The following is a 17,445-nucleotide window of genomic DNA, read 5'->3' on the forward strand; positions in this document are numbered from 1 at the left end:
CGCCGGTGGGCGCGGCGCTGGCCGCGCGGTGCGCCATCGTGGCGGCATCGCGTGCCGCGCTTTCCGAACGCACTCGACTGCACGCATCGCATCGTGATGTAATCGCGCGAATCGGCCAACCGGGGTACGACACCGGCTGGCGTGCGCATTCATTCTTCACGAGGTCGATTCATGTCCCCCGTCTCGGCATTCAAGCTGGTTCTGTTGTCATTCCTCGCGATCGTCGCGCTCGAATGCATCGCCAAGCGGTTGCGATTGCCGCCCGCGGCCGCGCTGCTGATCGGCGGCATCGGCATCGCGTTCATTCCCGGCCTGCCGCCGATCAATCTCGATCCGGAACTCGTGCTGCTCGTGTTCCTGCCGCCGTTGCTGATGGACGGCGCGTATTTCTCGGTATGGGAGGAGTTCAAGCACAACGTCGGCGGCATCCTGATGCTCGCGATCGGCGCAGTGGTGTTTACGACGTTCGCGGTCGGTTTCGCCGTGCACTGGGTCGTGCCGTCGCTGCCGTGGGCCGCGTGCTTCGCGCTCGGCGCGATCGTGTCGCCGCCCGACGCGGTGGCCGCGAAAGCGGTGCTCGAACGCGTCGCGCTGCCGCGCCGGCTGATGGTGCTGCTCGAAGGGGAAAGCCTGTTGAACGACGCGGCCGGCCTGGTGCTGTTCCGCTTCGCGGTCGCCGCCGCGCTGACGGGTGCGTTCAGTCTCGAGCACGCGGTCGTGCGCTTTGCCGAACTCGGGCTCGGCGGTGTCGTGGTCGGCTTCGTGGTCGGAAAGCTCGTCGTGTGGTTCCTGAAGCTGCTCGATGACGACTATCTGACGATCACCGTCGCGGTGATCGCCGGCTGGATCGCATACATCGCGGGCGAGATGGTCGAGGTGTCGGGCGTGATCGCGACGGTCACGGCGGGCATGATCGTCGGCTGGCATCAGCACGAGGTGTTCTCGGCCGCCGTGCGCACGCGCGGCACCGCGTTCTGGCAGGTCATCGTGTTCCTGCTCGAAGCGCTGGTGTTCGTGCTGATCGGGCTGTCGCTGCGCGGCGCGATCCACCGGCTCGGCGGTTTCGAGCAGGTGCTCGCGACGATGGTCCCGCCGGTGCTCGCGGTGCTGGTGGCGGTGGTCGTGTCGCGCTTCGTCTGGATCTATGCGGTCGAGGCGCTGAAGGTGCCCGTGCGCGGGATCATCCGGCGGGGTGCCGCCCCGGACTGGAAAGCCGCGACGATCATGAGCTGGGCCGGGATGCGCGGCGTCGTGACGCTGGCGATCGCGCTGTCGTTGCCGGAGGCGATGCCGGGCCGCGACGTGATCCTGGTGGCGTCGTTCGCGGTGATCCTCGTCACCGTGCTCATGCAGGGCACGACCATCGGGCCGCTGATCCGGCTGCTGCGCCTGCCCCAGCGCGAGGAGCGCGCCGCGCATCATCTGACCGAGCCGCAGGCGTGGGCGCATATCGAGGCTGCGCAACTCGCGGCGATCCAGCCGCTGGTGCGCGACGACAGCGGCAAGGTGATTCATCCGCGCCTGCTTGAGCAATACACGTATCGCGCGGAACTGACCGAGCGCACGAAGAACGAGCCGGCCTATCCGGCGGAGGTGCGCACCGCGCACTACGACGTCGTGCTGGCCGCGATCAAGGCCGGGCGTGCGGAATTGTTGCGCCTGCATCGTTCTGGCCGCATCCACGACGAGATGCTGCACATGCTCGAGCGCGATCTCGATCTGCAGGAAGTGTCCGCGCAGCACGCACGCGGGTAAGCGCCCGCGCGGGCGCGCCGCGAAAGCGCGGTCGCGCCAATCGCGCGGTGCCATGCGCTCGCGCGTCGCGCCGATCCGGTCGCGACGCGCGATTTTCCTCCCTCCGATCTCCCGATTCCCTCGCATTGGAATCCGGCCCCAATACGTTCGAGACGACGGCCTTGCAGCGCATGCAAACCTCGCGGTGCCGGCCGCGCAAACGTTATCGTCTTTCGCGTCCGGAAATGATCTGATTTATCTGAATCCCGCTCTTTCACCATATTTGGCAAAACTAAACCGGAAGGAGATAGATGCTGTGTTCTAATTTCATTTAGAATCAGCCGGTTATCTTTATTGAGAGAAAGCGCGCGGAGGTAATACGACCGTCGTCGGGGTGAAATCGGCGTTCGGATCCCCGCGAGGCAATGCCGACAGGCCAGATCGGCAACCATAGGCGGATTTCTCTCCCGCCGGATTTAAGATGGCGTCCAAGTCGGATAAACAACTCCTATGAAAGAATCAATTGGAGATTTGGCGTTTGAAACGGTATTTATGAAAGAATCCAGCGGTGATAATGCGCCGGATTGTCTCGAATCGGGGCTATCGGTTCTGCTCGTCGACGATCAGCCGTTCGTCGGCGAGGTGATCCGCCGTGCGCTGCGCAGCGAGCACGATATCGACCTGCATGTGTGCACCGACGCGCATCGGGCGATGGCGGTCGCGCGCGACGTGAAGCCGACGGTCATCCTGCAGGATCTCGTGATGCCTGAAATCGACGGCCTCGATCTCGTTCGCGCGTGGCGCGCGGACACCGACACCGCACGCGTGCCGATCATCGTGCTGTCGGCGAAGGAAGAGCCGATCGTCAAGCGCGAGGCGTTCATCGCCGGCGCGAACGACTACCTCGTGAAGCTCCCGGACGCGATGGAGCTGACCGCGCGCATCCGCTATCACTCGAATTCGTACCTGATGTCGCGCCAGCGCGACGAAGCGCTGGATTTCCTGTCGCACGACATGCGTTCGCCGCAGACGTCGATCCTCGCGCTGCTCGAGGTCTACCGCAGCGAGCACGGCGACATGCCGCCGATCATGGAGCGCATTGCCGGCCACGCACGGCGCGCGCTCGCGCTCGCCGACGGCTTCATCCACCTGACCCGCGCGCAGTCGGAACGCCGCGCGCACGAGGTCCTGAGTCTCAACGAAATCGTGCTCGACGCCGTCGACCAGCTGTGGGAGAAGGCGGCCGGATTCGGCAGCCGGGTCGTTGCCCACGTGCCCGATGCCGAGTGCGTGACGATGGGCGACCGCATGATGCTCACGCGCGCGGTCGCGAATTTGATCGACAACGCGCTGAAGTACGGCCCGGCCGGCACGGACGTGCACTGCACGCTGAGCGAGGACGACGACGCGTGGCTGATCGGCGTCGAGGACGCGGGCCCCGGCATCGCGCCCGAGCAGCGCACGGCCGCGACCGAGTCGTTCGTGCGGCTCGAATCCGCGCATGGCGCGGCGCGCGGCGGCTTCGGCCTCGGTCTTGCGTTCGTCCGCGCGACGGCCGCGCGGCATCGCGGCCAGATCCTGATGCGCAATACGGCGCGCGGCTTCATGGTCGCGCTTCGGCTGCCGGCGCAAGCGGAGCGATGATTTCGCGGCGCGGCCGGCCGGCGCCGCGCTGCCCGCAGACCCCGATGCGCTCGTGGCGCGCCGTTCGGCGCGCGAGCGGGCGCGGTTTTTTTCAACGCTGATTTTAGAAAGCCCACAACGAACATGGCCACCGTGACGCCCCGCGCGACCAATGAAAGCCTGCACCCGACGATCGGCACCGCCCGGCTGACGCTCGGCAACCGTATCCTGTTCAGCTTCGGCGTGCTGTTCGTGCTGATGCTGGTGATGGCCGGCGTGTCCTACGAGCGCCTGCGCGCGATCAACACCGAAGCCGTCAGCATCGAACGCGATTCGCTGCCGGGCGTTTATCTCGCGGCGTCGCTGCGCGGGGCGGTCAACGAATCGTTCACGATGCTGCAGCAGGCGACCTTCGTCGATGCCGACCCGGAGGCCGTACAGCGCGATCTCGCGAAGATCGGCGATGCCGTGAAGGACGTCGAGTCGCTGTCGATCGACTATCAGAACACGACGTTCCGGGACGACGACCGTCAGCGCTTTGCCGCCTTTCGCGCGTCGTTCGATCGCTACCTGCCGCTGTTGAACGATGCCGTGCAAAGGCATCGCGTGTCGCGTGAAGAGGCCGTCGCCGCCTACGCGAAGGTGCAGCCGGCGTGGGCCGAGGTCGTGCGCGGCGCGAACACGCTGGTGCAGGAGAACCGCAAGTTCGCCGACCAGTCCGCGAAGCTGATCCGCGAGTCCGTGCAGGATACCGAGATCGTGCTCGCCGCCGCGCTGGGCATCGTCCTGTTCTCCGCGCTCGCGCTCGGCTACGGGCTGTTCCGCGCGGTCACCGTGCCGATGGCGCGGCTCGTCGAGGTGCACGACGTGATGCGCACCGGCAACCTGACGCGCCGCCTCGACCTGCGTCGCCGCGACGAGTTCGGCACGCTCGAGACGGGCTTCAACCGGATGGCCGACGAGCTGACCGAGCTGGTCGCGCGTGCGCAGCAGTCGTCGCTGCAGGTGACGACGTCGGTCGCCGAAATCGCGGCGACCTCGCGCGAGCAGCAGGCGACCGCCAACGAAACCGCGGCGACGACGACCGAAATCGGCGCGACCTCGCGCGAGATCTTCGCGACCTCGCGCGACCTGCTGCGCACGATGAACGAGGTGGCCGGCGTGGCCGAGCAGTCGGCGACGCTCGCGGGCGTGAGCCAGAGCGGCCTCACGCGGATGGGCGAGACGATGCGCAGCGTGATGGACGCGGCCGGTTCGGTGAACGCGAAGCTCGCGATCCTCAACGAGAAGGCGCTGAACATCAACCAGGTCGTCGCGACGATCACCAAGGTGGCCGATCAGACCAACCTGCTGTCGCTGAACGCGGCGATCGAGGCCGAGAAGGCCGGCGAGTACGGCCGCGGCTTCGCGGTCGTCGCGACCGAGATCCGGCGCCTGGCCGACCAGACGGCGGTGGCGACGTACGACATCGAGCAGACGGTGAAGGAGATCCAGTCGGCGGTGTCGGCGGGCGTGATGGGAATGGACAAGTTCTCCGAGGAAGTGCGCCGCGGGATGCTCGACGTGCAGCAGGTCGGCGGGCAGCTGTCGCAGATCATCGCCGAGGTGCAGACGCTTGCGCCGCGCTTCCAGATGGTCAACGAAGGGATGCAGACCCAGGCGAACGGCGCCGAGCAGATCACCCAGGCGCTTTCGCAGCTGTCCGAGGCCGCGCAGCAGACGGCCGAATCGCTGCGCCAGTCGTCGCAGGCGATCGACGACCTGACGCTCGTCGCGAACCAGCTGCGCACCAGCGTGTCGCGTTTCAAGGTCGACGCGTGACGCGCGCCGAACCGAACGGCGGCGCGCACGCGCTGTTCCTGATGTTCGAGCTCGACGGCGAGCGCTATGCGCTCGACGCCGCCGACATCGACGAGGTGTTGCCGCTCGCCACCACCAAGGTCGTGCCCGGTGCGCCCGAATGGATCGCCGGGCTGCTGATGCGCGGCGGTCAGCCCGTGCCGGTGATCGACGTGTCGATGCTGGCGCTCGGGCGGCGCGCGCATGCGCTGCGCTCGACGCGGCTGGTGATGGCTCGCTGTCGCGTCGGGCAGCTCGAGCGCGATCGCGTGATCGGCCTGATCGTCGAGCGCGCGACGCAGACGCTGCGGATCGACCGCGCCGCGTTCCGCGCGAGCGGCGTATCGACCGCGCGCACGCGCTGGCTCGGGCGCGTCGCCAACACGTCCGACGGGATCGTGCAGCAAGTCTCGGTGGCCGACCTGATCGACGACGTTGCACGCCAGTATCTGTTCGACGGCCTGCCGGGCCACGGAGGGGAGTCCGCATGAAAGAGTCCGATTCGCGATTTCGCGCGTGGCTGCTGCGCGAGACCGGCATCGACCCCGATTCGCTCGGCAACGATTTCCTGAGCCGCGCGCTGACGGAGCGCGTGCACGCGCTGCAGGGCGACGGCGAGCGGCTGCCGTCGGCGGCGCGGCCGCCCGTCACGCCGGAAGCGCTCGATGCTTACTGGCAGCAGCTCAACGCATCGGCCGACGAACGGCGCGCGCTGATCGAACTGTTCGTCGTGCCCGAGACGTGGTTCTTCCGCGATCGCGAGGCATTCGCGACGCTCGCCCGGCTCGCGGCCGAGCGGCTCGCCGCGATGCCCGGGCGCGTGATCCGCGTGCTGAGCGCGCCGTGTTCGACCGGCGAGGAGCCGTATTCGGCGGCGATGGCGCTCCTCGACGCCGGGCTCGATCCGGCCAGCTTCACGATCGACGCGATCGACCTGAGTGCGCGCGCGATCGAACAGGCGCGGGTCGGCTGCTATGGGCGCAATGCGTTTCGCGGTACGGCGACCGAGTTCCGCGGCCGCTACTTCACGCCGGTCGCCGACGGCTGGCTGCTCGACGAGCGCGTGCGCGCCTGCGTGCAGTTTCGCCAGGCGAACCTGGTCGAACCGGGCACCGACACGGGCATTCGCTACGATTTCGTGTTCTGCCGCAACGTGCTGATCTATTTCGACCGCGACGCGCAGGACCGCGTGGTCGAATGGCTCGAAAGCTCGCTCGCCGATGACGGGATGCTGTTCGTCGGCCCCGCCGAAACGGGCGTCGCGATGCGGCACGGGATGCGTTCGGCGCGCGTGCCGCTGGCGTTCGCGTTTCATCCCGCGCGCGGTGGCGCCGCGGCGGACGGTCATGCGGCACCGATGCCCGCGACCACGCCGTACCGGCGCGCCGGGCGCTTTGCTGTCGCACCGCCGGCCGCGGCGCGCCCGCTGCTGGCCGTCGTACCGCCGACGTGGAGCGACGCCGCGCCGTCGGGCGCCGCGTTCACGGCGGCGATCGAGCGCACGACGGCGCGCAAGTCGCAGGCCGATTCGCGTGGCGACTCGCCGGCCCATGCGGCCAACCTGGCCGAGATGCCCGTGCAGGCCGCGCCGGTCGCCGACAGCGCCGCACCGACGCTCGAGGAAGCGCAGGCGCTGGCCAATGCGGGCGCATTCGACGAGGCAGAGCGCGTGCTCGCGCAGTTCTCCGCGCACGCCGGGCCGCACGCGGACGCGTTCTACCTGAACGGGCTGATCGCCGATGCGCGCGGGCGCGTCGCGGAAGCGGGCGATTTCTACCGGAAGGCGCTGTATCTGCGGCCGACACACCATGAAGCGCTGACGCATCTCGCGACCTTGCTCGACGTCGGCGGCGATGGCGCCGGCGCGCGATGGTTGCTCGAGCGTGCGCGGCGCTCGGCCGGATAACGAGAATACGGGTTGGGAGCCGACATCGGGATGACCGAGGAAAGAATGAATCGCGACATCGTTGCCACTGACGACACGACGATCGGCGTCGACGATTGCTGGAACCGGATCGGCACGCGCGGCGACCGCTCGTGCGAGCGGCTGGCCGACTGCCTGCGCTGCCTGAACTGTCCGGTCTACGCGTATCACGCGGCGAAGCTGCTCGAACGTCCGCTCGGCGTCGCCGAGATGGCCGACGCCACGCAGCGGATCGGCGCGCTCGATGCGACCGCACACGGCGACGACGATACGCGCCAGGCCGCACTCGCGTTTCGCGTCGCCGACGAGTGGCTCGCGCTGCCGATCGGCGTGCTGCGCGAGATCGCCGGCACGCGCCCGATCCATTCGCTGCCGTACCGGCGCCATTCGGCGGTGCGCGGCGTGGTCAACATTCGCGGCACGTTGCGCATCGCGATCTCGATCGGCGCGCTGCTCGGCCTCGATGCTGGCAAGGGCGGCAAGGGCGGCAACGGTGGCGCGGACGGCCGTTTCACGCGGCTGCTGGTCGCCGCGCACCAGGGCGAGCCGGTCGTGTTTCCGGTCGATGAAGTCGAGGGCGTGCTGCACTTCGGCGCATCCGAATGGGTGCCGGTGCCCGCGACGGTCGGGCGCGCGAGCGCCGGCCTGTCGCGCGGCGTGCTGTCGTGGCGGGGCAAGTCGGTCGGCCTGCTCGACGACGATCGGTTGTTCGACGCCGTGACACGGAGCATGCGATGAGCGGCGATGACGATCTGAGCCACCTGTCGCTGCTCGAGCTGTATCGCGAGGAGACGCGCACGCAGACCCAGGCGCTGTCCGAACGCCTGCTCGCGCTCGAATCGGGCGAACCCGATTCCGTCGCACTCGAGGCATGCATGCGTGCCGCGCATTCGCTGAAGGGCGCCGCGCGTATCGTGGGCGTGCCGCTCGGCGTCGACATCGCGGGGCGGATGGAAGAATGCTTCGTCGCCGCGCAGGCCGGCACGATCGCGCTGACGGCCACACACGTCGACGTGCTGCTCGCCGGCGTCGACTTGCTGGTGCGCGTCGCCGATCCGCAGGCGCAGCCCGTGTCGCCGGCCGAGATCGAGGCGTTCGCGCTGGCGCTGACGAGTGCCGACGGCGTGCACGCGATGCCTGCCTCTGCGCCGACTTTCTCGCCGCCCCCGTCGGCGCCGCCGTCCGTCGTGCCGCTTCGCGAGCACGACGGCGCCGCGAACGAATCCGTCGGGGCGGGTGCGGCGGTGCCGCCGCTGGCCGTGTCGGCGGCCGTGCCCGATCCCGTCCAGGCCGGCCGCGCGGCCGGCGCGGGCGCGATGCGCCGCGTGCGTGCCGACACGCTGAACCGGCTGCTGAGCCTGTCCGGCGAGTCGCTCGTGGAATCGCGCTGGCTCAAGCCGTTCGCGGAGTCGATGCTGCGCGTGAAGCGCGCGCAGCGCGACGCGGCCCGTTCGCTCGATCTGTTGTACGAACAATTTGCCGACGATCTCGACGCGGGCGTGCTCGCGTCGGTGAACGAAGTGCGGCACATGCTCAACGACCTGCAGCGTTCGCTCGCCGAGCGCATGGATGAATTCGACCGCTTCGAGCGGCGCAGCACGCACATCGCCGAGCAGCTGTACGACGAGGCGCTGCAGTGCCGGATGCGGCCGTTCGGCGACGCGACGCGCGCGTATCCGCGCATCGTTCGCGATCTCGCGCGCTCGCTCGGCAAGCAGGTGCGCTTCTCGATCGTCGGCGAAGGCACGCAGGTCGACCGCGACATCCTCGATCTGCTCGACGCGCCGCTCGGCCACCTGCTGCGCAACGCGATCGATCACGGCGTCGAGGCGCCCGACGTGCGTCGCGCGCGCGGCAAGGCGGCCGAGGCGAGCGTCACGCTGGAGGCGCGCCACAGCGCCGGTTCGCTGCTCGTGAGCGTGATCGACGACGGGCCGGGCGTGGACATGGACGCATTGCGCGCGGCGGTCGTGCGCCAGCGCCTGACCGACGACGAGACGGCCGCGCGGCTGTCCGATCCCGAGCTGCTCGAATTCCTGCTGTTGCCGGGCTTCTCGATGCGCGATGCGGTGACCGACGTGTCGGGGCGCGGCGTCGGCCTCGACGCGGTGCAGGAAATGGTGCGCGGCGTGCGCGGCGCGGTGCGCATCTTCAACGAGCCGGGCGCGGGCATGCGCTTCGTGCTGCAGTTGCCGCTCACGCTGTCGGTGATCGGCAGCCTGCTGGTCGAGGTCGGCGGCGAACCCTACGCGTTCCCGCTCGCGCACGTGCGCCGCACGCTCGAGCTGTCGCACGACGACATCGACGTGCTCGAAGGTCAGCCGCATTTTCCGTTCGACGGCCGGCGCGCGGGCCTCGTCGCCGCGCACCAGTTGCTCGATGCCGGCGAACCCGACGTCGCGCGCGCGAGCACGGCGGTGGTGGTCGTCGGCGGCGAGCCCGAACTCTACGGTGTCGCCGTCGACCGCTTCCTCGGCGAACGGATGCTCGTCGTGCAGCCGCTGGACAGCCGCCTGCACAAGATTCAGAACATCGCGGCCGGCGCGTTGCTCGAGAACGGCGACCCGGTGCTGATCGTCGACGTCGAGGACCTGATCCGCTCCGTCGACAAGCTCGTGCGCGGCGGACAGCTCGCGAAGCTCACGCGCGATCCGCAGCTCGCGCTCGCCGACCGGCGCCGCCGCGTGCTCGTCGTCGACGATTCGCTGACGGTGCGCGAGCTCGAACGCAAGCTGCTGGAGAAGCGCGGTTACGACGTGACGGTCGCGGTCGACGGAATGGACGGCTGGAACGCGGTGCGCAGCGACGCGTTCGACCTGGTCGTCACCGACGTCGACATGCCGCGCATGGACGGGATCGAACTCGTCACCTTGATCAAGGGCGACCCGATGCTCAAGCGCGTGCCGGTGATGATCGTGTCGTACAAGGATCGCGACGAGGACCGCCGGCGCGGGCTCGATGCGGGCGCCGACTACTACCTCGCGAAGAGCAGTTTCCACGACGAGGCGCTGCTCGATGCGGTGCACGACCTGATCGGAGACGCACGCGGATGAACATCGGGATCGTCAACGATCTGCCGCTTGCCGTCGAGGCACTGCGCCGCGTGATCGCGCTGCGCACCGATCATCGCGTGCTGTGGGTCGCGACGGACGGCGACGAGGCGGTGGATTTTTGCGTCGCGCACCCGCCCGACCTCGTGTTGATGGATCTCGTGATGCCGAAGCTCGACGGCGTGGCCGCGACACGGCAGATCATGGCGCGCGCGCCGTGCGCGATCCTCGTCGTGACCGCGAGCGTCAGCGCGAACACGTCGTCGGTCTACGAGGCGATGGGCGCCGGCGCACTCGACGCGGTCGACACGCCGACCCTTGCGCTCGGCCTGCCGTCGGATGCGGGGCCGCAGCCGCTGCTCGCGAAGATCGACCAGATCGGCCGGCTGCTCGAAAGCCGGAGCGTGACGCTCGTGCCGCCCGGGCCGGCTCCCGCTCGCGGCCTGCCGACGCTGATCGCGATTGGCGCGTCGGCCGGCGGGCCGACTGCGCTCACCGCGCTGCTGCGCGCGCTGCCGGCCGATTTTCCGGCCGCACTCGTGATCGTCCAGCACGTCGACCAGGCGTTCGCGTTCGGCATGGCGGAGTGGCTCGACGGCTATACGCGGCTGCCCGTGCGTGTCGCGCGGGAGGGCAGCGTGCCGCGGGCGGGCGAGGTGCTGCTCGCGGCGACCAACGATCACCTGTACATGTCGCCGCGCGGCGTGCTCGGCTATACGCGGCATCCGGCCGAGACACCGTACCGGCCGTCGATCGACGTGTTCTTCAACAGCGTCGCCGACGGCTGGCAGGGCGACGCGCTCGGCGTGCTGCTGACCGGAATGGGCCGCGACGGCGCGCTGGGGCTGAAAGCGATGCGCGCGAAGGGCTGCTACACCATCGCGCAGGACGAGGCGACGAGCGCCGTCTACGGGATGCCGAAGGCAGCCGCGGCGATCGGCGCCGCATCGGCGATCCTGCCGCTCGAGCGCATCGCGCCGCAACTGATCTCGCGCGTGACGCGCATGCCGCTCGACTGACGGCGCGCCAACCCTGGCGGCGCCTTGCGCGCGCCGCGCGGTGCCGCGTACAATTGCCGCCTGCGGAGATGGCATGCCTCCCTGCGGTCGATTCCGGCGCGTCGTGCGCGGTTCGGCCCTCAACCGCCGGTTGCCCGGCTGATGATGCCTGCGTGTTCCTGGGTCGTCAGGAGGTCGCAGGCCGTCCATGCGGTATTCTGCCGCCCAGGTTTTGATGTTCCGTCGAATCTGGAAATCATGCTTTTCTCGACTTCTGCCGATTTTTTCGCGACCGCGCGCTACGTGTGCCGTTGGCTCGCGCTCTCCGCGCTGCTTGGCGCGCTGGCCGGCACCGCTTCCGCGCTGTTCCTGATCGCGCTCGACTGGGCGACCGGCACGCGCATCGCGCATCCGTGGCTGTTGTGGGGGCTGCCGGCCGCGGGCTTCGCGACCGGCTGGGTCTACCACCGGTTCGGCCAGTCGGTCGCGCGCGGCAACAACCTGCTGATCGACGAAATTCACGACCCGAAGGCGCTCGTGCCGAAGCGGATGGCGCCGCTCGTGCTCGTCGCGACCGTCGTCACGCATCTATTTGGCGGGTCGGCCGGCCGCGAGGGCACGGCGGTGCAGATGGGCGGCGCGCTCGCCGATCGCATCACGCACCTGTTCCGGCTCGATCGCGAGCATCGGCGCGTGCTGCTGATGGGCGGGATCGCGGCCGGCTTCTCGTCGGTGTTCGGTACGCCGCTGGCGGGCGCCGTGTTCGGGCTCGAGGTGCTCGCGATCGGCCGCGTGCGGTACGACGCGCTGCTGACCTGCGTCGCGTCGGCGATCGTCGCGGACGTCGTGTGCCGCGCGTGGGGCGTGCATCACACCGTCTATGCGATTCCGTTCGTGCCGGCCGTGTCGGCGACGCGGTTGGCCGCGACGGTCGTCGCCGGTGTCGCGTTCGGCGTCGTCGGCCGGCTGTTCGCGTTCGCGACGCATGCGCTGACCGCATGGTTCCGCCGTGCCGTGCGCCATGCGCCGCTGCAGCCGGTGCTCGGCGGCGCGCTGGTGGCCGTGGCCGCCACCGTGCTGAACGTGCCGCAGTATCTCGGGCTCGGGATTCCGACGATCGAGGCCGCGTTTCACGGGCCGCTGCCGGCTTACGATTTCGCGGGCAAGTTCGCGTTTACCGTCGTCACGCTCGCGTCGGGATTCAAGGGTGGCGAGGTGACGCCGCTGTTCTATATCGGCGCGACGCTCGGCAACGCGCTCGGCCAGGTGCTCGCGCTGCCGGTGCCGGTGCTCGCGGGGCTCGGCTTCGTCGCGGTGTTCGCGGGCGCGGCCAACACGCCGATTGCGTCGACGATCATGGCGATCGAACTGTTCGGCGCGGATGTGGGCGTGTACGCGATCGTCGCTTGCGTGGTCGCGTATCTGTTTTCCGGACACGCCGGGATTTACCGTTCGCAGCGGGTCGCGGTGGGGAAGGGGGCGCGGGTGGAGGCGGAGGCGGACTGACGGCGGCGGGCGCCGCGTGTCGACGCAAACCGGCACCCGATGATCGCGCCGATCACCGGGTGCGGGGCGCGTGCGTCACGCCTTCGGCAGTTTCGCGACGTTCCGCGCGAGCAGTTCCTCGATGTCGATGCCTTTCTCCGCGAGCAAGGCCGTCACGACGCCGGTCAATTCCCCGAGCGTTTCCTTGACCGACTCGCGGATCGTATCCACGACGACCTGGGTGCTGCGTTCGATCTCGATATTGACCTTGTCGTCGACGCCCTTGGCGTCGAAGGTGGTCGCGCGTCGCGTTTCGGGAATCAGCCAGACGTCGAACCAGCCTTCGTCGCGATTGACGTCCGACACGGTGAGGCTGCAGCCGTTGATCGCGATATAGCCCTTCGCGAACACATAGCGCTTGAAATCGGCCGGCACGCCGATGCGGATCATCCGGTTGTGTTCGGACGACGCGATCTGCAGGATGGTCCCCATGAAGTCGACGTGGCCGGACAGCGGATGCCCGCCGATTTCCGCGCCGTCCTTCGCGGCCCGTTCCACGTTGACGCGGGCGCCGGCCGCCAGGGCGGCCAGCGTCGTGATTCTCAGGCTCGGCAACATCACGTCGAAGTCGATCAGCAGCGGCGAGTGGATCGTCGTCACCGTCAGGCAGACGCCGTCGACCGAAACGCTCGCGCCGATCTCGATGTCGGTGGTGAACCGCTCCGGGAACTCGATGGTGAACGTCCTCAGTTCGCCGTGATCCTTGATGGCCTTGATGACGCCAACACCCTGAACAATGCCTGTAAACATGATCCGCCTTTCGTCGCAAATTTCCTGGCCGACATGATAAGTGATCCCGGAAAAGGCGACGCGGCGGCGCGCGGTTCAGGGGCGGCCGCCGATATCCGCAGACGAAAAAAGGGCCGTGCACGTGGCACGGCCCCGCTCCGGCTCCGGTCGGGGCGATGCGGCCAGGCGGCGATCCCATCGCCGGGCCGCATCGCGACACGCTTGCGTTACACCTCGGTCGGCTCTCCCAGCGGCCCGGTGGCGTCGTCCGCCGTGTGCCGCGGCGAATCGATCAGGCCCTTCGCCAGCTCGAGCGCCTGCCGCTCGAACAACCGGCGATAAATGCCGCCGTCGATGCGGATCAGCGCGTCGTGGCTGCCTTCCTCGACCACCCTGCCGCGATCGAGCACGAGCAGGCGGTCGAGCGAGCGCACCGTCGACAGCCGGTGCGCGACGACGAGCGTCGTGCGGCCGACCATCAGCCGCTCCATCGCCTGCTGGATCAGCACCTCGCTTTCGCTGTCGAGGCTCGACGTCGCTTCGTCGAGGATCAGGATCGGCGCGTCCGCGAGGAACGCACGCGCGATCGCGACGCGCTGGCGTTCGCCGCCCGACAGCTTGATGCCGCGCTCGCCGACGAGCGTGTCATAGCCGTCCGGCAGCGCGGCGATGAAGTCGTGCGCGCTGGCGAGACGCGCGGCGCGCTCGATCTCCGCACGGCTCGCATCGGGGCGCGCATACGCGATGTTCTCGGCCAGCGTGCGGTGGAACAGCACCGGCTCCTGCTGGACGATCGCGATCTGGCTGCGCAGCGAATCCTGCCGCACTTGCGCGATGTCCTGGCCGTCGATCGTGATGCGCCCGCCCGACACGTCGTACAGACGCTGGATCAGCTTGATGAACGTCGTCTTGCCCGACCCGGAATGACCGACGAGGCCGACGCGCTCGCCGGGCGCGATGCGCATCGAGAAGTCGTCGTACAGCGGCACCGGATGGTTGCCGTAACGGAACGTCACGTGCTCGAAGCGGATTTCGCCTTCGCCGATCCGGATCGCCGGCGCGCCGGGACGATCGTCGATGCCGAGCGGCTGGCGCTCGAGCGCGACGAGTTCTTCCATGTCGTTGACCGAGCGCTGCAGGTTGCGGATGTGCATGCCGACGTCGCGCAGGTAGCCCTGCAGCATGAAGAACATCGTCAGCGAGAACGCGATGTCGCCGACGCTTGCTTCGTCGTTCGCCCACAGGCGCAGCGCGACGCCGATCATCGCCGCCTGCATCGCGACGAGCATCGCGCCCTGCAGCCCGCCGTTGAGCGTGCCGCGCACCCACGTGCGGCGCGTGCGCTGCCGCCACTTGCCGATCACGCGCGCGAGCCGCGCTTCCTCGCGCGTTTCCGCGCCGAACGCCTTGACGACCGCGTTGCAGCTCACCGCATCCGCGAGTGCGCCGCCCATGCGCGTGTCCCACAGGTTGCCGAGCCGTGCGGCCGGCGCGACGATGCCGAGCGACACGGCGACCGTCACCGAGATGTACAGCAGCGAACCCGCGCCGACGACGACGCCCATCACCGGCCAGTGCGTGCCGAGCAGCACGGTCGCCCCGACGAGCATCATGACCGACGGCAGCAGTGCGATCAGCACGGTGTCGTTGAGCAGGTCGAGCGCCCAGATTCCGCGCGTGATCTTGCGCACGGTCGAGCCCGCGAAGCTGTTCGCGTGCCAGTCGGTCGAGAAACGCTGCACGCGATGGAACGACGCGGCGGCGATCTCGCTCATCATCTTCAGCGTGAGCGTGATGATGTTCAGGTAGACGCCCTGCCGCAGCAGCGTCGCGCCGATGCCGAGCGCAGCCAGCGTGCCGAACGCGACGACGGCCGAATGCCACGCGGCCGCGCGGTCGGTCAGGCCGGTCGACAGCGCATCGACGAGGCGCCCGGCGAACAGCGGCGTGAGCACGTCGGCAAGCGCGCCGAGCAGCGCGAGGGTCGTGATCGCCGCGATGCGCACCGGCTGCTTGCGCCAATAGCGGAATGTGAAGCCGAAGACGGCCTGGAATGTCTGGCCGCCCAGAAGGGTGGTTTTTCTGGTCATGTATCGTTGCCCGGCGCATCGCGCGACGGGACTTTCCGGTTCGGAGAACGTCGAAAACGCGACAGCCGGCCGCGCGGACGGCGCGGGCGAAACGTAGCGGACTGTCGGAAAAAATGCGCGGGCTGGCGAGTTAGCGGAGCGCTCGGGAGCCTGCGCGGACCACGGGCTGGATCAGCCGCGCCGTGAGACCACGTTCGGGAAGGCTGCTGGCATTCGGAACATCTGCACCTCCCTGAAGTGAACGGTTGAAAGGACGCCGAAAAGACGTGAAGGGATTTTATCAGCAGAGCGCGAGCCGCCGCAACGTCTGACGAATGCGGCGTTGCGGCGTCGATACGGTTAGTATTCAGCGTTTCGGCCCTTTTTCGCACCGGCTCCGCGGTGCGGTGCCGCACAGGCCGGCGGACCGCATCGATTACACTTTGCGGTTGCGCGCCGGCCGCCAAGGCCGCGCGGCTTCACCCCCGATACATTCCTGAGGAAACGATGAGCGACGTTCAGCAAGGCATCCTGGCTCCGATCGACACGGCGGCCCGATACCTCACTTTCACGATTTCGAACAACGGCAACGTGGCAGCGGCGCTGACGGCATTACGCGAGCTCGTCGACGGTCGCGGCACGGTCGCGGGCTTCGGGCACGCGCTGGCCGCACACCTCGGGCGCCCGGTCCCGGGCCTTACCGAATACCCGGCGTTCGCGGTGAACGACCGCACGCTGCCGATCACGCCGGCAGACGTCTGGGTCTGGCTGCGCGGCGACGACCGCGGCGAGCTCGTGCTGCGCGCGCGGGCGATCGAGCAGGCGCTGGCGCCGGCGTTCGCGCTGCAGGACGTGGTCGACGGGTTCCGCTACTCGAACGACCGCGACCTGTCGGGTTACGAGGACGGCACCGAGAACCCGACCGGCGACGACGCGCTGGCCGCGGCGATCGTCACGGGGCAGGGCGCGGGTCTCGACGGTTCGAGCTTCGTCGCGGTTCAGCAATGGCTGCACGACTTCGACCGGATGGAGCGCATCGCCTCCGGCGACATGGATCACATCATCGGGCGCCGCCGCTCGGACAACGAGGAACTCGACGACGCGCCCGAGTTCTCGCACGTGAAGCGCACCGCGCAGGAGAGCTTCGAGCCGGAGGCGTTCATGCTGCGCCGTTCGTCGCCGTGGTCGGACGCGCGCCGTGCCGGGCTCTACTTCGTCGCGTTCGGCTGTTCGTTCCGCGCGTTCGACGTGCAGATGCGCCGGATGAGCGGCGCGGACGACGGCATCGTCGACGGCCTGTTCCGCTTCACGCGGCCGCTGACGGGCGCGTATTTCTGGTGTCCGCCGATGAAGGACGGCAAGCTGGACCTGTCCGCGCTCGGACTGTAAGCGCCGGACGATATCCGCAAACGGGCGGGCCGCGCATCGCGCGCGGCCCGCCCGTTTTTGTTTGCCGCGTATCGATCGTGTGACGATCGCGCGGCGTGGCACATCGCTGCGTCAGTTCAGCGTCGTTTCGATGCGCGTGCCGCGTTTGATGAACAGCGTCACCGGCGTCTTCTCGCAGATTTCCGCGAGCCGCTGGCGCTGCGCATCGTCGAGCGCGCCGTCGAGCGTCACGACGCGGCGCACGTATTGCTGTCCTTCGCGATCGGCGTGTAGCTCGGTGCGCACGTCGATGCGCGCGGCCGGCCACGTCTTGCGCTGCATGTACATGCGCAGCGTCGCGGCCGTGCACTGCGCGAGGCCGGCCAGGACGAACTCGAATGGTGCGGGCCCGAGGCCCTGTCCGCCTTCGCGCGGCGCCTCGTCGCCGGTCAGCGCGTGCGTGCCGGCCTGCAGCTGGACGACGTAGTCGGGCGCGTCGGCGGCGAGGGTGGCGGCAGCATGGATGAGCGGCATGGCAAGTCTCCGATAAGCGGGGAAAAAGGCGG

General features: G+C 68.9%; 13 protein-coding genes and 1 riboswitch. Of the genes, 10 read left to right on the plus strand and 3 right to left on the minus strand.

The features are described 5' to 3' along the window. Positions 1–171: 171 nt before the first annotated feature. The 9 genes from WS51_RS02415 (at position 172) to WS51_RS02455 (ending at position 12,674) form a co-directional block, all read left to right on the plus strand. Positions 172–1,755 carry a Na+/H+ antiporter gene (locus WS51_RS02415; protein WP_059448766.1) on the plus strand — a complete coding sequence of 528 codons (1,584 nt, stop codon included), beginning with the start codon at positions 172–174 and terminating at the stop codon, positions 1,753–1,755. Between the two features lie 489 nt (positions 1,756–2,244). After that, positions 2,245–3,378, plus strand: coding sequence for a hybrid sensor histidine kinase/response regulator (locus WS51_RS02420; protein ID WP_069228545.1), 1,134 nt, complete (start codon positions 2,245–2,247; stop codon positions 3,376–3,378). 123 nt (positions 3,379–3,501) lie between these two features. Continuing rightward, positions 3,502–5,178, plus strand: a complete 1,677-nt coding sequence (locus tag WS51_RS02425; protein ID WP_059448764.1) for a methyl-accepting chemotaxis protein — start codon at positions 3,502–3,504, stop codon at positions 5,176–5,178. Continuing rightward, complete coding sequence (locus WS51_RS02430) at positions 5,175–5,687, plus strand: chemotaxis protein CheW (RefSeq protein ID WP_059503667.1); 513 nt, start codon at positions 5,175–5,177, stop codon at positions 5,685–5,687. The genes WS51_RS02425 and WS51_RS02430 overlap by 4 nt, the downstream gene beginning before the upstream one ends. Further along, complete coding sequence (locus WS51_RS02435; RefSeq protein WP_059977718.1) at positions 5,684–7,102, plus strand: CheR family methyltransferase; 1,419 nt, start codon at positions 5,684–5,686, stop codon at positions 7,100–7,102. The genes WS51_RS02430 and WS51_RS02435 overlap by 4 nt, the downstream gene beginning before the upstream one ends. A gap of 45 nt (positions 7,103–7,147) precedes the next feature. After that, the gene (locus WS51_RS02440) at positions 7,148–7,858 is read left to right on the plus strand and encodes a chemotaxis protein CheW (RefSeq protein ID WP_059542759.1); all 711 of its coding nucleotides are present in this window, start codon (positions 7,148–7,150) and stop codon (positions 7,856–7,858) included. Then, positions 7,855–10,173, plus strand: coding sequence for a hybrid sensor histidine kinase/response regulator (locus tag WS51_RS02445; protein ID WP_069228546.1), 2,319 nt, complete (start codon positions 7,855–7,857; stop codon positions 10,171–10,173). Before WS51_RS02440 ends, WS51_RS02445 begins: the two co-directional genes overlap by 4 nt. Next, entirely contained in the window at positions 10,170–11,189 is a 1,020-nt protein-coding gene (gene cheB, locus WS51_RS02450; RefSeq protein WP_059503658.1) for a chemotaxis response regulator protein-glutamate methylesterase, read from the plus strand. The genes WS51_RS02445 and cheB overlap by 4 nt, the downstream gene beginning before the upstream one ends. A 55-nt stretch (positions 11,190–11,244) precedes the next feature. Further along, a riboswitch (Fluoride riboswitch) is annotated at positions 11,245–11,347 on the plus strand. A gap of 79 nt (positions 11,348–11,426) precedes the next feature. Then, positions 11,427–12,674, plus strand: coding sequence for a voltage-gated chloride channel family protein (locus WS51_RS02455; protein ID WP_059804116.1), 1,248 nt, complete (start codon positions 11,427–11,429; stop codon positions 12,672–12,674). A 75-nt stretch (positions 12,675–12,749) separates the two neighbouring features. Here the strand turns inward: WS51_RS02455 and WS51_RS02460 are convergent, their stop codons facing one another. Both WS51_RS02460 and WS51_RS02465 read right to left on the minus strand, forming a co-directional pair. After that, positions 12,750–13,463, minus strand: coding sequence for a riboflavin synthase (locus tag WS51_RS02460; protein ID WP_059770422.1), 714 nt, complete (start codon positions 13,461–13,463; stop codon positions 12,750–12,752). Positions 13,464–13,669: 206 nt separating this feature from the next. Beyond that, positions 13,670–15,532 carry an ABC transporter ATP-binding protein gene (locus tag WS51_RS02465; RefSeq protein WP_059503653.1) on the minus strand — a complete coding sequence of 621 codons (1,863 nt, stop codon included), beginning with the start codon at positions 15,530–15,532 and terminating at the stop codon, positions 13,670–13,672. Positions 15,533–16,018: 486 nt separating this feature from the next. Between WS51_RS02465 and WS51_RS02470 the strand changes: the two genes are divergently transcribed. Then, complete coding sequence (locus tag WS51_RS02470) at positions 16,019–16,900, plus strand: Dyp-type peroxidase (RefSeq protein WP_059804109.1); 882 nt, start codon at positions 16,019–16,021, stop codon at positions 16,898–16,900. A gap of 111 nt (positions 16,901–17,011) precedes the next feature. Here the strand turns inward: WS51_RS02470 and WS51_RS02475 are convergent, their stop codons facing one another. Next, the gene (locus WS51_RS02475; RefSeq protein WP_059503650.1) at positions 17,012–17,413 is read right to left on the minus strand and encodes an OsmC family protein; all 402 of its coding nucleotides are present in this window, start codon (positions 17,411–17,413) and stop codon (positions 17,012–17,014) included. Positions 17,414–17,445: the final 32 nt, after the last annotated feature.

Origin of the sequence: Burkholderia territorii (assembly GCF_001718335.1) — a bacterium.
GTDB lineage: Bacteria > Pseudomonadota > Gammaproteobacteria > Burkholderiales > Burkholderiaceae > Burkholderia > Burkholderia territorii.

Excerpts from the sequence above, each read along its gene's own strand:
- WS51_RS02415 (WP_059448766.1), top strand. The coding sequence starts at position 172 with ATGTCCCCCGTCTCGGCATTCAAGCTGGTTCTGTTGTCATTCCTCGCG.
- WS51_RS02420 (WP_069228545.1), top strand. The coding sequence starts at position 2,245 with ATGAAAGAATCAATTGGAGATTTGGCGTTTGAAACGGTATTTATGAAA.
- WS51_RS02425 (WP_059448764.1), top strand. The coding sequence starts at position 3,502 with ATGGCCACCGTGACGCCCCGCGCGACCAATGAAAGCCTGCACCCGACG.
- WS51_RS02435 (WP_059977718.1), top strand. The coding sequence starts at position 5,684 with ATGAAAGAGTCCGATTCGCGATTTCGCGCGTGGCTGCTGCGCGAGACC.
- WS51_RS02440 (WP_059542759.1), top strand. The coding sequence starts at position 7,148 with ATGAATCGCGACATCGTTGCCACTGACGACACGACGATCGGCGTCGAC.
- WS51_RS02445 (WP_069228546.1), top strand. The coding sequence starts at position 7,855 with ATGAGCGGCGATGACGATCTGAGCCACCTGTCGCTGCTCGAGCTGTAT.
- cheB (WP_059503658.1), top strand. The coding sequence starts at position 10,170 with ATGAACATCGGGATCGTCAACGATCTGCCGCTTGCCGTCGAGGCACTG.
- WS51_RS02455 (WP_059804116.1), top strand. The coding sequence starts at position 11,427 with ATGCTTTTCTCGACTTCTGCCGATTTTTTCGCGACCGCGCGCTACGTG.
- WS51_RS02460 (WP_059770422.1), bottom strand. The coding sequence starts at position 13,463 with ATGTTTACAGGCATTGTTCAGGGTGTTGGCGTCATCAAGGCCATCAAG.
- WS51_RS02465 (WP_059503653.1), bottom strand. The coding sequence starts at position 15,532 with ATGACCAGAAAAACCACCCTTCTGGGCGGCCAGACATTCCAGGCCGTC.
- WS51_RS02470 (WP_059804109.1), top strand. The coding sequence starts at position 16,019 with ATGAGCGACGTTCAGCAAGGCATCCTGGCTCCGATCGACACGGCGGCC.
- WS51_RS02475 (WP_059503650.1), bottom strand. The coding sequence starts at position 17,413 with ATGCCGCTCATCCATGCTGCCGCCACCCTCGCCGCCGACGCGCCCGAC.